This is a genomic window from Mycobacterium mantenii (assembly GCF_010731775.1).
Classification (GTDB): domain Bacteria; phylum Actinomycetota; class Actinomycetes; order Mycobacteriales; family Mycobacteriaceae; genus Mycobacterium; species Mycobacterium mantenii.
On sequence record NZ_AP022590.1, the window covers coordinates 462804 to 474985 of the forward strand.

Consider the following 12182-nt stretch of genomic DNA (forward strand, 5'->3'; position numbering starts at 1 on the left):
AGAATAACCCGAAGCCGCGCCCATAACTGGTTACCGTGGATCCATGCCACCCAAGCGCGAACCGGCCGACGCGACCGCCAACGCGGCGCCTGGCGCTGATTCGCTTGCGCCGCAGTATCCGATCGAGTCGGTCGACAACGCGCTCAAGCTGTTGCTGCTGCTGGGTGAACGGCCGCAGATCCGGTTGAGCGAGGCGACCCGTTATCTGGGCGTGGCGTCGTCGACCGCGCATCGGTTGCTGGCGATGCTGGCCTATCGCGGGTTCGTCCGCCAGGACCCGGTGTCCAAGGCGTACCTGCCCGGTCCGTCGTTGACCGGGGTGGCGTTCGCGATCTTCGGCCGCGTCGACATTGCGCGCTCGGCCGCGCCCGTCATGCGTAGCCTCAGCGAACAACTGCGCGAAACGGTGCATGTCGGAATGCTGGACGGCGCGAGCGTGCGATTCGTCGCCGCCGTCGAGGGGCCGGCCGCGGTGCGGGTGGCGTCGCGGCTGGGCCGCGCCATGCCGGCCCACTGCACCTCGACGGGCAAGGTCATGCTGGCCCAGTTGTCGCCACCGGAGTTGCGCGCGCTGCTGCCGCGCGAGCGGCTCAAGCGCATCACCTCGCATTCGATCGGCAGCCGAACCGAATTGGAAGCCGAGCTGTCCGGCATCCGCGAGCGCGGCTACGCCACCAACCGGGAGGAAAGCGAGGAAGGCGTCGCGTCGGTCGCCGTGCCGATCCTTACCCACGCGCCCGGGCTGCGGCTCGCGCTCAACGCCGCCGCACCACAGAACCGGCTGGATGCCGCCCGGTATCCCGCGGTGGCCGCGGCCCTTGCGGCGGCCGCCAAGGAGATCGGCGATCAGCTCGGCTAGCCCCCGGCAAGCCGGGCCACTTCGTGGCGCCAGGCCGCCTCGGCGGTGAACGCAGAACCCAAGTCCGGCAAGTCATCCCAGTCCGCGTCGCCGATGTCGGTACACGTGCCACCGGCCGCACGCACCCGCAACGACATCCGGGCCAGCGCGTCGAGGCTGATCGCCTGCAGCACCGCCTGTGCCACCGTGGCGGCGGCACTGGTGATCCCGTGTCCGCGGCAAATCACCACGGGACGACCGCGCATCGCCGCGACCATCTCCTTGCCCAGGCCCGAATTCCGGATCAGCACAGCGCGTTCGTAGACCGGGACACCGCCGCGCGCCAGCCAGGCGCCGGCAATGTCATAGGCGCCGTAGATCGGCCGCAGCGTGATACCGGCCAGATCGGCGGCGACCACGTCCGGTGGGTGCAGGTGCGCGACGGCGGTGTGCCCCGGGTCGGCCAGCATGGTCTCGACGTGGATCGGCAGTTCGTTGGGGACGCGGTAGCCGTCGAGTTCGCTTGGGGCGCCGGCGGTACCGTCGAACGTGATCAGCCGGATGTCGCTGGGGCGGGTGAACGCCACCCCGGTGTCGGTATCGCTTCGGCAGCGCACCAGCAGGTGCTCGTCGTCGACCCGCAGGCTCAGGTGGCCGAGGATGCCGTCGACCAGGCCGCGGGCCGCCGCGACGCGGCAGCCCTGCGCCACCAGCGCGCGCTGCTGATCCAGATCCGTCATCGCGCGCCCAGCCCGAATCCGCCGTCTGGCCGCACGGTTTCGCCGGTGATTCCGCGGGAGCGTCCGGACGCCAGGAACACGTAACTCCACGCGTGGTCCTCGCCGGTGAGCGCGACATGCAGGGGAGTGCGCGCGGCGACATCACGCGCCCGGTTCGGGCTGTCGTCGAGACGGGTCTCGTCGAGCCCCAGGCTGGACAGGCCGCGCAGGTCGGTGTTGAGCGTGCCGCCGGGTGCCACCCCGTTGACCCGGATGTCCGGTGCGAGTTCGTGCGCCAACGCCGACACCAGCCCGCGTACCGCGAATTTCGAGGACACGTAGAGCACACCACCGCGCCCGGGATAGAACGACGACGCGGATTCGGTCAGCACGATCGACGACCCCCTCGCGTGTCGCAGCGCCGGGATCGCGGATTTGACGGACTGCAGATGGCTGAGCACGTTGGTGCGAAACATCTCGTCGAACGCGTCGGCCAGCGCATCGGGTTCGATGTCGCCCACGCCCCGGTAGAAGTCGAAGACCCCGACGCAGTTGACCAGGGTGTCCAGCCCGCCGAACGCAGCCACCGCGGCGGCGACGGCGCGGTCGTTGGCCTCGCGGGTGGTGGCGTCGCCTTCGACCACCGGAACCCGCGGCAACTGCTGTCGCAACACGTCACACTTGTGTGGATCACGTTCCAGCACAGCAACATTCGCGCCTTCGGCGCCGAAGGACGCCACCACGGCCCGGCCGATCCCGGAACCCGCGCCCACGACCAGCGCGCGTTTGCCCTCCAGCCAGCCGGTCATCGCGGAGGTTCGCCTTCTTCGGGGAGCAGCGGCTCGTGGGAATTGCCGACCATGGCAGCCAGCGTACGGGGGTTCTGCCACGTCAATGCCTCGACCTCGAGCGCGTCCAGGGTGATCCACCGCCCGGATTTGGGTGCGCTGATCAACAGCCGTGACCCGTTTCGGGTGTCGACCCGGCGCACCAAAACTTCGGTGAATTCGTTTGCGAGGCAGATCGCTTCGCCGACCGCGCCGTCCAGCAGCCGCTGCAGGTCATCGTCCATGGCCGGCACCGTTCATAGAAACACCGCGAGGTTCTGCATCCTCAGCACCGATTCGTCGGCGATGATGGTGCGGCGGGCAAGCTTCCACCGATCGCCGCACCGGCGCAACACGTCCTCGCGCCCGCACGACATCAGGGCGCTGTCGTTGACGTCGCCCCGGCTGCGGAACAGCAGTTCGGCCGATTCGACCAGCAGGTGGGCCTCGTCGTCGCCGGTGAAGGTGCGCACGTTGGTGACGAAGTGGCGCAGCCGCGACGGCGGATCCTCGGCCCACGCGTGCTCGGTGCCCAGCCGCGCGACCCGCTGGCTCAGCGAGTATTTGTCCTCGTCGAAATGGTGCATGCCGGGCCCCCTTTCCGCCGACGCGCCGAACCCGGCGCCCCGCGCGGTCGTGACGCGCACCGGCATGGCGTAGCGGACGTCGGCGGTCAGCGTGTCCAACCACACCGCATAGTCCTGGGCGTCGAGCAGGTACGCCTCGTCAACCAGGAACTGATGCGCCTCAAGGTGGCGAATGTCGTTAAACGGCAACGGCTTTCTCATGCGGGCATCCGCTGCAGGTAGTCGGCCCACATGTTCAGCAACGCACGCTGATTGTGCTCGTTGTAGCCGACCTGCGCGCGCCCGGGACCGTGGAAGGCGTTGGGCGACAACGCCTCGATGACGGGACGGTCGTCGGCGAACAGGCCCATCCTGCTGTTCAGCAGCAACCGTCGCGCCATGGAACCGCCCGCGGTGGTCGTCAGCGACACCCAGTTCTCCACGTCGTCTTGTTCGAACATGCCGGTCGACCCGAAGCACATCAGGTACGCCCGGTACGAATCTTGCTTGTACTGCGGGGGAGCGGTGGAGTCCACCGCGAACCACGAGCACACCTCGGTCTCGTTCTCGCTGATCGGCTGCCACAGCCGGATGGAGATGAACGGCAGGACCTGGTCCTCCCGGTCGTGCACCTTGGGCCAGTTGTGCACGAAGCTCAGGTTCGGAAAGCACGTCGCGGCCGAGATCATGAATCCGTCCTCGCCGACCACCCGTTGCTGTTGCGGTGTCCACACGCTTTTGATCCGGCCGATCATCTCGTCGGGGTAGCCGACGTAGTGCATCCGCTCCTCGAAGCTGCCCGGCGGCAGTTTGTAGGTGGTCCCACCGCCGCGGTGCGCCCAATAGGTGGCACCGTCCTTGCGCTTCTGGGCTTTCGGTTCGCGGAAGAGCCCGATGTCGACGATCGACGCGTGGGTGTGCGGGGTGTGGTACATGTCGCCGGCGAAGTTCTCCGCACCGATCTTCCAGTTCGCCTTGATCCGCCAGCGCTGCGGCCCCCGCACCTCGACGCCGCCTGCGCTCTGCTTGGTGTAGTAGTCGAGGTAGAACTTGAAGTCGCCAAGGAACTCTTCCAGCGGTTCGGCGTTCGGATCCAGGCTGATGAACAGCAGGCCGTTGTAGCTCGCGAAATTCGGTGCGGGCAATAGGGTTTGGTCCTTGACTAACCCCTCGTCGCCGCCATAGGCCTCCCGGTGGAACGGCAGCCCGGTGAGCCGGCCGTCGTTGCGGTAGGTCCAGCCGTGGTAGGGGCAGCGGAAGTTGGAGGCGTTTCCCATCTCCGCGCGACAGACCTGCATTCCGCGATGCAGGCACATATTGAACAGCGCGCGCACGGTGCCCCGCGAGTCGCGGGTGATGATGAACGAGTCGTCGAGCACGCGGCGCACCACGTAGTCGCCGTCCTGGCCGATCTCGGACTCGTGTCCCACGAACGTCCACACCCGACTGAACAGCCGGTGCTTCTCCAGGGCGAACAGTTCGCGGTCGTTGTAGATGTGCGCGGGGATCATTCCCCGTCGCACGTTCTCGAAGACCTCGGCCAATTCGCCGCGATGGTCTGTCATGGCCCCTCTGCGATCTCTCTGTTTTACAGAAAAACTCTCCGCTCAGTAGAATCCCGCAGTCTTTGTCGCGGGTCAATCACCTGCCAGCGGCACCGTCAGGTTTCCCCAAGAATGCTTGGTGCTAATTCACAGGTTGCACGCAGCTGAAAGACGGAAGCCCGCAGCTACGGTGGGTCACGACAGCCGCTCCGCGCTTGTGAGCGCGGCGTAAACAAGGGGTAACCGTTCGGTTTTGCGGTAATTAACCGTCGTTTTCCGCTGATCTGAGGAAGGAACTGGTGCCATGGTGGGTCGACCACGAGGGGGTCGATTGCAGCAGGTCGGGTCGAAGGTTATAGCCACTATCGGGCGCCAGGAATGGATTGATCGACCGAGCTATCGGTTCGAACACCTGCTCAGCTTTGCATTCAACGGGCTCGGCGGCGCCCGCAACACCGTCGCCAACGCGCTCAACGGGGTCTGGCTCGGTCACCCGGTGCACCCGCCCCTGGCGTCACTGACCAGTGGCGCCCTCGGGACGACGGTTGCGCTGGACGCGCTCAGCGTCCTGCCCGGACAGCCGGCATCCGAGGTCGTCGACGCATCGCGGTTCGCGTCGCGCGCACTCGGGGTGGGCATCCTGGCGAGCCTCGGCTCGGCCGTCACCGGTGTCACCGACTGGCAGCACACCCACGAGGAGGACCGCCGGGTCGGTGCGGTGCACGGGCTGGTGAACATGGCCGCCACCGCGCTGTACATGCAGTCCTGGTGGGACCGGCGCAAGGGGCGGCACGGACGCGGCATCCTGCTCACCGCCCTCGGCTACGGCATCACCGTGGCCGGCAGCTACCTCGGTGGGGCGCTGGTCTTCGAGTCCGGGATCGGCATCGATCAGTCGGGTCCCCGGCTGCGCACCGCCACCTGGACGCCGGTGCTGCCTGCGAGTTCGTTGAACGGCAAGCCGGTACGGGTCGAGGTCGACGGAGTGGGTTTGGTGGTCTGCCAGACCAAACCCGGTGAGGTGGCGGCGTACGGGGAATTCTGCCCGCACCTGGCCGCGCCGATGTCCGACGGATGGATGGACCGGGGCCGGCTGGTGTGCCCCTGGCACGGTTCGTGGTTCGCGGCCGAGTCCGGAGAAGTTGTGCGCGGTCCGGCGGCGGCGCCGCTGCCGTGCTACGAGGCCCGATTGAACGACGGAGTGGTCGAAGTCCGCGGCGAGCCGCAGCCCGCTCCCGGCGGCGCGGTAGGAATCGCAAAAGGAGGAGCAGCCAATTGAACGCCTACGACGTCCTGAAAGAACACCACATCGTGATCAAGGGCCTCGGCCGCAAGATCAGCGACGCCCCGGTGAATTCTGAAGAGCGGCATGAACTTTTCGATGATCTGCTGATCGAGCTGGACATCCACTTCCGCATCGAGGACGACCTGTACTACCCGGCGCTCAAGGATGCCAGCAAGTTGATCGCGGTTGCGCACGCCGAGCACCGCCAGGTGGTCGACCAGCTTTCGGTGTTGTTGAGGACCCCGCAGAGCGCGCCCGGCTACGAGGACGAGTGGAACTCCTTCAAGACGGTACTGGAGGCCCACGCCGACGAAGAGGAACGCGACATGATCCCGGCACCGCCGGAAGTGAAGATCACCGATGCCGAGCTCGAGGAGTTGGGCAATAAGATGGCCGCGAAGATGGAGCAATACCGCGGCTCGGCAACGTACAAGATGCGCACCAAGGGGCGGGCGGCGCTGGTGCGCTCTCTCTGACCCGGCGACACCGCCCGCTTGCGGGATTCGGTGGGCCGGCGAGAGTAGCCTCACGGCACATGGACGCCGAGCGTGTCGCTTCTCAGGGTGACATCACGGCGGAGATCGCCCGCATCGCAGCGCAATACCAGGGTGGCGGGGGAGTCGGGCACCGCGACCGGCCGCGGCTCGACTACCCGCCGTACCGCAGCACGATCCTGCGCCATCCCAAGCAACCTTTGGTCGTCGTCGATCCCGAGGGCGTCGAACGCTGGGCGCCGTGCTTCGGCCACCAGGACGTCGACCCACTCGACGCCGACCTGACGGCCGGTCATCCGGGCGAGCCGATCGGCGAGCGGGTCGTCGTGACCGGACGCGTCCTGGACGAATCCGGCCGGCCGGTGGCGGGCCAGCTGGTGGAGATTTGGCAGGCCAACGCCGCCGGTCGCTACCGCCACCAGCGCGACCAGCATCCGGCGCCCCTCGATCCGAACTTCACCGGTGCGGGCCGCTGCCTGACCGGGCCGGACGGCACCTACCGGTTCCGGACCATCAAGCCCGGGCCCTACCCGTGGCGCAACCACCACAACGCGTGGCGCCCGGCGCACGTCCACTTCTCCGTCTTCGGAACCGCTTTCACCCAGCGCCTGGTCACCCAGATGTACTTCCCGGGTGACCCGATGTTCGCGCTGGATCCGATCTTCCAATCGATCCTCGATCCCGCCGGGCGCCAGCGGCTGATCGCCCGATACGACCACGACCTCAACGAGCCGGAGTACGCGACCGGGTACCGGTGGGACATCGTGCTGGCCGGTGGCGCACGCACCCCGACAGAAGGCGAGCATGACTGAATCAGCTTGCACGCCAGGGCAAACCGTCGGGCCGTTCCTCGATCTGGGGTTGCCGTATCCCGGCGACAACCTCATGGTCGACGACGGCCATCCGCAGGCCATCCGGCTGCACGGCACGGTGTACGACGGTGCCGGCGCGGCCGTCCCGGACGCACTGGTGGAACTCTGGCAACCCGACGGCGCGGGACGCGTTCCGCGACAAGCCGGTTCGCTGCGCCGCGACGACGCGGTGTCGATCGCAAGCGCGGCGCAAGCGCCGGGCGCCGCGGGTCGGCACCATCACGACGCGGTGTCGATCGCAAGCGCGGCGCAAGCGCCGGGCGCCGCGGGTCGGCACCATCACGACGCGGTGTCGATCGCAAGCGCGGCGCAAGCGCCGGGCGCCGCGGGTCGGCACCATCACGACGCTCCGTTCACCGGGTGGGGGCGCTGCGCGACCGACGACGCCGGACGCTACGCGTTCACCACCCTGACGCCCGGTTCGGCGATCGCCGGGCGGCCGCCCTTCTTCGCGCTCACGGTGTTCGCCCGGGGACTGCTGGACCGGCTGTTCACCCGCGCCTACCTGCCCGGCGCCGACCCGAACGCCGATCCGCTGCTGACGGCGGTCACCGCCGAGCGCCGGTCCGCATTGCTGTGTACCGCCGAAAACGACGGCACCGCTTACCGTTTCGATATCCATCTGCAGGGCCCGGCCGAGACCGTGTTCCTGGCGTACCGGGACGACGCGCGATGACCAACCTGTTGTGGCCCGGAGACCATCGCGCCGGGGAGCACATGACCGATCGGGCGCTGCTGGGATCGATGGTGGCGGTGGAAGCCGCGTGGCTGAGCGCCCTGGCGGGCGCCGGCCTGGCGCCCGCCGGTTGCGCCGAAGCGGAGATCGCGAACCTGGTCACACCCGACGACTGTGAATCGCTCGCGGTCGCCGCCGAGGACGGCGGCAACCCGGTCATTCCCCTGGTGACCCTGCTGCGGCAGCGGGCCGAGCCGGCCGTCGCGCCCTGGATTCACCGCGGGCTCACCAGTCAGGACGTCCTGGACACGAGCCTGATGCTGGCCGTGCGAGCGGTTGCCGATGAGTTGACAACCCAACTAACACAGCAGATTTCCACACTGTCCGAACTCGTCACCCGGCACCGGGACACGCCGATGGTGGCCCGCACCCTCACCCAGCACGCCGCACTCACCACGTTTGGCGGCAAGGTCGCCGGCTGGCTGAACGGAGTCATCGACGCGTTCGTGCGGCTGGCCGCGCTGACCACACCGATCCAACTCGGCGGCGCCGCCGGAACATTGGCCGCGACGACGGAGCTGGCGGCATTGATGACCGGCACGACCGACCCGGCCGGCGTCTCGCTGCAGTTAGTACAAAGCACCGCAACCACATTGGGCTTGGCTGCGCGGCCGCCGTGGCACACCAGCCGCGCACCCGTCACCGCGGCCGGCGACGCCTTCGTCGGCTGCACCGACTCCTGGGGCCGCATCGCCTCGGACATCGTCACCCTGGTCCGACCGGAGATCGCCGAACTCAGTGAGCCGGCAACCGGGAACCGCGGCGGCTCGTCGTCGATGCCGCACAAGCGAAACCCGGTGCTGTCCATCCTGATCCGCCGTGCCGCCATCGCGGCACCGCCATTGGCCGCGACGCTGCACACCGCCGCGGCGCTAGCCAACGACGAGCGGCCCGACGGGGCGTGGCATGCCGAATGGGACACCCTGCGCCCGCTGGGCCGGCGCAGCGTCGTCGCGGGATCCCAGAGTGGGGAACTGCTCGCCGGATTGACCGTACATACGCAGCGGATGGCCGAAAACGTCAATGCCGCAGACATTGCGGGCGAACAGCGGGCGATCGCCGAGCTGGCGGGCAAGGAGCCGTCCGCCGCCTACTTCGGCGCCGCCGGCCGGTTGATCGACGACTGCCTGAGCCGTGCGGCAGCGGTGCTCGCTCAGCGCTGATAAATGCTGGCCAGCCAGATGTGCAGCAGCGTGTCGATCACCCGGTCTTCGGGGATCGCCTGATCCTCGGCGGTGAAGGCCGCGGCCATCATCCGCTCGCTCAACATGTTGAGCGCCACGGACAGCTCCGCGGCCGGGATGGTGTCGGGGGCGGCGCCGCGTCCGCGCTCGGACTTGATCGCGATGGTGGTGTAAGAGATCCACTTGTTCATCAGTGCGGACCACAGCTGCCGCACCTCGGGGTTGGTCGCCTTGGCCGCGGCGCCCGCGACCGCGACCGCCCGGTGCGATCCGGACACCTCGAAGAACGACTCGATGCGTGCCCGCCAGATCGCCTCGGGGTCGCCCGAAGACACGACGTCGAGCGCCCGCAGCGCCGCCTGCGCCTTGGCGTTCATCTGGTCGAGCAGCGACAGCAGCACCGCGTTCTTCGACCGGAAATAGAAGTAGAAGGTGGGCCGGGAAATTCCGGCGCCTTTTGCTAGATCGTCGACGGAAAAGTCGGCCAGCGGTCGTTCCTCCAGCAGCCGCTCGGCGGTGGCAAGTATCGCTTGTTCGCGGTCGTCACCGGAGTGGTGCGACGCGCGGCGGCCCCGCGAGGCCTGCAGATACTTTGTTTGTGTCGGGAGGTCGGACACGCCCGTTACTGTTGGGCACGTCGATATACGTCAACGAAACTGTTGATGAAAACCAGCAATAATGTCGATTAAGAACGTCGCTTTGCTGAACGACGTTTCAGTCGGCCACCGCGATTTCGATCGCCAGGCACTCGCTCAGTGCGTGCGCGGCCGCCCAATCACCGCCACACACGGCGCGCTCGAGTTCGTCGACCAGCGGGCTGTCGGCACCCAGGTCGGCCAGCCACGCCGCTACCGTCGCCGTGATCTGGTGCGCGGGTACCCGAGCGATGTGTCCTTTGTGGAGGCGGTCGGTCAGCTGGTAAATCGTGGCCGTCGGCCTGCGCTGCGGCCAATGAACCATCCATTTCGGTGAATTCATCGTCCCCTCCCCGCTAGCCTCGACCACTCATCCGACCCCGCCCGCGTCTTCAGCTCTAGGGCACAATAGTACGTCTGTACCAATGCGGTGGTCGGCATTTTCGCCGTGCGAGATCCCGTTTTTTTCAAGTCTTTGGTCATCGGATCGCCTACCTGGTCCTACATAAGTCAACTGGCCGATCAACGCCGCGCCAGCGTGGCGCGTCCGCGGGCCATGATGCGTTCCAAAACGTTGTGGGACAGGTCGCCGTCGTTGGCCACCCGGGCGAGACCCCGCCGCCGCAGGAACATGTCGAGCCGTCGATCCGGTGACCAATCGGCATAAATTGACCCGAAGTAGTGCGACTGCAGGAAATCCGACGCCAACGCGTCGAGGTCGGACTCCGTCAACAACGGTGGGTTAGCACCCATAACCGGCAAGCTCCTTTGTTCTTCCCGCAACTGCCGCAGCCAAGTTTTGTCAGGGGGCATAACTAAACCGTCACGCAGAGATTGCGGAACGGGCCCAAAGTCGGCCGGGGGCGCAAAGGCGAAGGTTGAAGCGTTGCAGCGGTTGTCAGGCGGTGCCCGGCCCCGCCGGTTTGTGCGCGACGATGGCGACGGCGGCCAACCGGTTGCGATGTTTGTGGAACGTGCGGCGCATCGTCAGGACCCGCTTGCGGGCGTCGCGGTGCACGAGCACGTTCCTGGCGAATCGCAGCGCACCGAACAGCCCCTCGTCGGAGACCAGCCGGCGCGGCTGCAGCAGCGCCATGGGCGCGGTCGCCACCTGATCGACCACCAACCCGTGCTCGGCGAGCAGTTTCGACCACTCCGCAACCGTCAAGGGACGGGCGTTGACCTTGATCGCCCGGGCGAGCGCCTGCCGGATGTCGGTGCTGATGTCCTCCGGCACGTCGTCCGGAGTGAGGGCGAGTTCGTGGATCGCGTAGCGCCCGCCCGGCCGCAACAACCGGGCCGCCTCGGCGACGATCGCCGCCTTGGCCGCGTCGCCCTGCATGCTCAGCATCGCCTCGCCGATGACCACATCGCTGCAGGCGTCGGGCAATCCGGTGGCGGCCGCGTCCGCAACCTGCACGGCCGCGTTTTGCGCACCGAAATCGCTGAGCACGCCGCGCACCACGTTGGCCGCGTCCGGGTCACCCTCGGCGCCGACGTACGACCGCGGCCCCCTGGCCACGATCTCGGTGGCGGTGCGGCCCAGGCCGGGTGCCAGTTCGACGACGTCGGCGCCGGTCAGCTCCGCGCGGGACAGCAGCGTGCGGGTCAGCTCGACACCGCCGGGGCGCAGCACGCGCTTACCGAGCCGCGCCAGCAGCCAATGCCCTGCGACCGCGTCGTCGGCGCGGTTCGAGGACGGTAGCGGCAGTTCGGAACCTGCTCGTTGTCCTGGCATCAAATCTCCTGCCGCGCAGAGGTTTCCACCGGCTCCAGGGCCAGCTCGAGATGTCCGGGGTGGCGCACGGGGGGTGGGGTGTCGATGAGTTTACCGATCCGGATCCGCCAGACGGACGGGCCTTTGTCGAGGTACTCCCAGTCGTAACCGCCGGGATAGTCGGCCTCGAATTCGTCGTGCAGGTGCCTGGGGTCGTGGTTGTTGACCAGAACGAACGAGTCGCCGACTTGCAGCGCGGCATAGGTGGCGAAGATGGTCGGGTGCTTTTCCGGCTTGCGCAGCTGGCGTACGTCAAGTTCGTTGGCGGCCATGGGTTCTCCGACCTTTGCTCTAGTTTTCACAAGTACCCTTGTGTAAACTCTAGCGCATGACCTACGTGATCGGAAAGCCATGCATCGATGTGATGGACCGCGCATGCGTCGACGAATGCCCGGTGGATTGTATTTACGAAGGCGGCCGGGCGCTCTACATTCATCCCGACGAATGCGTGGATTGCGGCGCGTGTGAACCGGTCTGTCCGGTGGAGGCGATTTACTACGAAGATGACCTGCCTGAGGATCTCAAACCCTACCTGGCCGACAATGAGGCATTCTTCGCTGAAACGCTGCCGGGTCGCGACGCCCCCCTGGGGTCCCCGGGTGGGGCCGGCAAGCTCGGTCCGCTCGGGGTCGACACACCTCTGGTGGCCGGCCAGCCCAGTGCCAGCCATTCGGACGGGGCGTGAAGGACTAGAAGCGGGAGGGG

General features: G+C 67.5%; 17 protein-coding genes. 7 read left to right on the forward strand and 10 right to left on the reverse strand.

Annotated features, from left to right (window positions below):
* Positions 1-43: 43 nt before the first annotated feature.
* The gene (locus G6N50_RS02415; RefSeq protein ID WP_083094915.1) at positions 44-859 is read left to right on the forward strand and encodes an IclR family transcriptional regulator; all 816 of its coding nucleotides are present in this window, start codon (positions 44-46) and stop codon (positions 857-859) included.
* On the opposite strand, the gene G6N50_RS02420 is transcribed toward G6N50_RS02415, so the two are convergent.
* The 5 genes from G6N50_RS02420 to G6N50_RS02440 are packed head-to-tail and all read right to left on the reverse strand — an operon-like array spanning position 856 to position 4515.
* Positions 856-1578 (reverse strand): class II aldolase/adducin family protein, encoded by a 723-nt coding sequence (locus G6N50_RS02420; protein WP_083094914.1) that lies wholly within the window; start codon positions 1576-1578, stop codon positions 856-858. The genes G6N50_RS02415 and G6N50_RS02420 overlap by 4 nt on opposite strands.
* A complete protein-coding gene (gene hcaB / locus G6N50_RS02425; RefSeq protein WP_083094913.1) occupies positions 1575-2366 on the reverse strand; it encodes a 3-(cis-5,6-dihydroxycyclohexa-1,3-dien-1-yl)propanoate dehydrogenase in 792 nt (263 codons plus the stop codon). Before hcaB ends, G6N50_RS02420 begins: the two co-directional genes overlap by 4 nt.
* Complete coding sequence (locus tag G6N50_RS02430) at positions 2363-2629, reverse strand: dihydrodiol dehydrogenase (RefSeq protein WP_083094912.1); 267 nt, start codon at positions 2627-2629, stop codon at positions 2363-2365. The genes hcaB and G6N50_RS02430 overlap by 4 nt, the downstream gene beginning before the upstream one ends.
* 12 nt (positions 2630-2641) lie before the next feature.
* The gene (locus tag G6N50_RS02435) at positions 2642-3172 is read right to left on the reverse strand and encodes a 3-phenylpropionate/cinnamic acid dioxygenase subunit beta (protein ID WP_083094911.1); all 531 of its coding nucleotides are present in this window, start codon (positions 3170-3172) and stop codon (positions 2642-2644) included.
* The gene (locus G6N50_RS02440) at positions 3169-4515 is read right to left on the reverse strand and encodes an aromatic ring-hydroxylating dioxygenase subunit alpha (protein WP_083094910.1); all 1347 of its coding nucleotides are present in this window, start codon (positions 4513-4515) and stop codon (positions 3169-3171) included. Before G6N50_RS02440 ends, G6N50_RS02435 begins: the two co-directional genes overlap by 4 nt.
* A 283-nt stretch (positions 4516-4798) precedes the next feature.
* On the opposite strand from G6N50_RS02440, the gene G6N50_RS02445 reads away from it, so the two are divergent.
* Genes G6N50_RS02445 through G6N50_RS02465 form a run of 5 tightly spaced genes read left to right on the forward strand, consistent with a single transcriptional unit; the run spans position 4799 to position 9044 of the window.
* Positions 4799-5773 carry a Rieske 2Fe-2S domain-containing protein gene (locus G6N50_RS02445; protein ID WP_083094909.1) on the forward strand — a complete coding sequence of 325 codons (975 nt, stop codon included), beginning with the start codon at positions 4799-4801 and terminating at the stop codon, positions 5771-5773.
* A complete protein-coding gene (locus G6N50_RS02450) occupies positions 5770-6255 on the forward strand; it encodes a hemerythrin domain-containing protein (protein WP_067827614.1) in 486 nt (161 codons plus the stop codon). Before G6N50_RS02445 ends, G6N50_RS02450 begins: the two co-directional genes overlap by 4 nt.
* A 59-nt stretch (positions 6256-6314) precedes the next feature.
* On the forward strand, positions 6315-7085 hold the full coding sequence (gene pcaH / locus G6N50_RS02455) for a protocatechuate 3,4-dioxygenase subunit beta (protein ID WP_083094908.1): 771 nt from the start codon (positions 6315-6317) through the stop codon (positions 7083-7085).
* Positions 7078-7821 carry a peptidase associated/transthyretin-like domain-containing protein gene (locus G6N50_RS02460; protein ID WP_163650804.1) on the forward strand — a complete coding sequence of 248 codons (744 nt, stop codon included), beginning with the start codon at positions 7078-7080 and terminating at the stop codon, positions 7819-7821. The genes pcaH and G6N50_RS02460 overlap by 8 nt, the downstream gene beginning before the upstream one ends.
* Positions 7818-9044 (forward strand): lyase family protein, encoded by a 1227-nt coding sequence (locus G6N50_RS02465; protein WP_083094906.1) that lies wholly within the window; start codon positions 7818-7820, stop codon positions 9042-9044. The genes G6N50_RS02460 and G6N50_RS02465 overlap by 4 nt, the downstream gene beginning before the upstream one ends.
* Here the strand turns inward: G6N50_RS02465 and G6N50_RS02470 are convergent.
* The 5 genes from G6N50_RS02470 to G6N50_RS02490 form a co-directional block, all read right to left on the reverse strand.
* A complete protein-coding gene (locus G6N50_RS02470; RefSeq protein ID WP_083094905.1) occupies positions 9035-9682 on the reverse strand; it encodes a TetR/AcrR family transcriptional regulator in 648 nt (215 codons plus the stop codon). The genes G6N50_RS02465 and G6N50_RS02470 overlap by 10 nt on opposite strands.
* Positions 9683-9779: 97 nt before the next feature.
* Positions 9780-10043, reverse strand: a complete 264-nt coding sequence (locus G6N50_RS02475) for a hypothetical protein (protein WP_083094904.1) — start codon at positions 10041-10043, stop codon at positions 9780-9782.
* A gap of 179 nt (positions 10044-10222) precedes the next feature.
* Positions 10223-10432 carry a PPP2R3 domain-containing protein gene (locus G6N50_RS02480; protein WP_179970132.1) on the reverse strand — a complete coding sequence of 70 codons (210 nt, stop codon included), beginning with the start codon at positions 10430-10432 and terminating at the stop codon, positions 10223-10225.
* A gap of 166 nt (positions 10433-10598) precedes the next feature.
* The gene (locus G6N50_RS02485; RefSeq protein ID WP_083094902.1) at positions 10599-11438 is read right to left on the reverse strand and encodes a methyltransferase domain-containing protein; all 840 of its coding nucleotides are present in this window, start codon (positions 11436-11438) and stop codon (positions 10599-10601) included.
* Positions 11438-11749, reverse strand: a complete 312-nt coding sequence (locus tag G6N50_RS02490) for a DUF2249 domain-containing protein (protein WP_083094901.1) — start codon at positions 11747-11749, stop codon at positions 11438-11440. Before G6N50_RS02490 ends, G6N50_RS02485 begins: the two co-directional genes overlap by 1 nt.
* Positions 11750-11805: 56 nt before the next feature.
* Between G6N50_RS02490 and fdxA the strand changes: the two genes are divergently transcribed.
* A complete protein-coding gene (gene fdxA, locus G6N50_RS02495) occupies positions 11806-12162 on the forward strand; it encodes a ferredoxin (protein WP_083094900.1) in 357 nt (118 codons plus the stop codon).
* The last annotated feature ends 20 nt before the right edge of the window (positions 12163-12182 follow it).

Excerpts from the sequence above, each read along its gene's own strand:
- G6N50_RS02435 (WP_083094911.1), bottom strand. The coding sequence starts at position 3,172 with ATGAGAAAGCCGTTGCCGTTTAACGACATTCGCCACCTTGAGGCGCAT.
- G6N50_RS02475 (WP_083094904.1), bottom strand. The coding sequence starts at position 10,043 with ATGAATTCACCGAAATGGATGGTTCATTGGCCGCAGCGCAGGCCGACG.
- G6N50_RS02465 (WP_083094906.1), top strand. The coding sequence starts at position 7,818 with ATGACCAACCTGTTGTGGCCCGGAGACCATCGCGCCGGGGAGCACATG.
- G6N50_RS02445 (WP_083094909.1), top strand. The coding sequence starts at position 4,799 with ATGGTGGGTCGACCACGAGGGGGTCGATTGCAGCAGGTCGGGTCGAAG.
- G6N50_RS02420 (WP_083094914.1), bottom strand. The coding sequence starts at position 1,578 with ATGACGGATCTGGATCAGCAGCGCGCGCTGGTGGCGCAGGGCTGCCGC.
- G6N50_RS02430 (WP_083094912.1), bottom strand. The coding sequence starts at position 2,629 with ATGGACGATGACCTGCAGCGGCTGCTGGACGGCGCGGTCGGCGAAGCG.
- fdxA (WP_083094900.1), top strand. The coding sequence starts at position 11,806 with ATGACCTACGTGATCGGAAAGCCATGCATCGATGTGATGGACCGCGCA.
- G6N50_RS02490 (WP_083094901.1), bottom strand. The coding sequence starts at position 11,749 with ATGGCCGCCAACGAACTTGACGTACGCCAGCTGCGCAAGCCGGAAAAG.
- G6N50_RS02460 (WP_163650804.1), top strand. The coding sequence starts at position 7,078 with ATGACTGAATCAGCTTGCACGCCAGGGCAAACCGTCGGGCCGTTCCTC.
- G6N50_RS02440 (WP_083094910.1), bottom strand. The coding sequence starts at position 4,515 with ATGACAGACCATCGCGGCGAATTGGCCGAGGTCTTCGAGAACGTGCGA.
- G6N50_RS02415 (WP_083094915.1), top strand. The coding sequence starts at position 44 with ATGCCACCCAAGCGCGAACCGGCCGACGCGACCGCCAACGCGGCGCCT.
- G6N50_RS02485 (WP_083094902.1), bottom strand. The coding sequence starts at position 11,438 with ATGCCAGGACAACGAGCAGGTTCCGAACTGCCGCTACCGTCCTCGAAC.
- hcaB (WP_083094913.1), bottom strand. The coding sequence starts at position 2,366 with ATGACCGGCTGGCTGGAGGGCAAACGCGCGCTGGTCGTGGGCGCGGGT.
- pcaH (WP_083094908.1), top strand. The coding sequence starts at position 6,315 with ATGGACGCCGAGCGTGTCGCTTCTCAGGGTGACATCACGGCGGAGATC.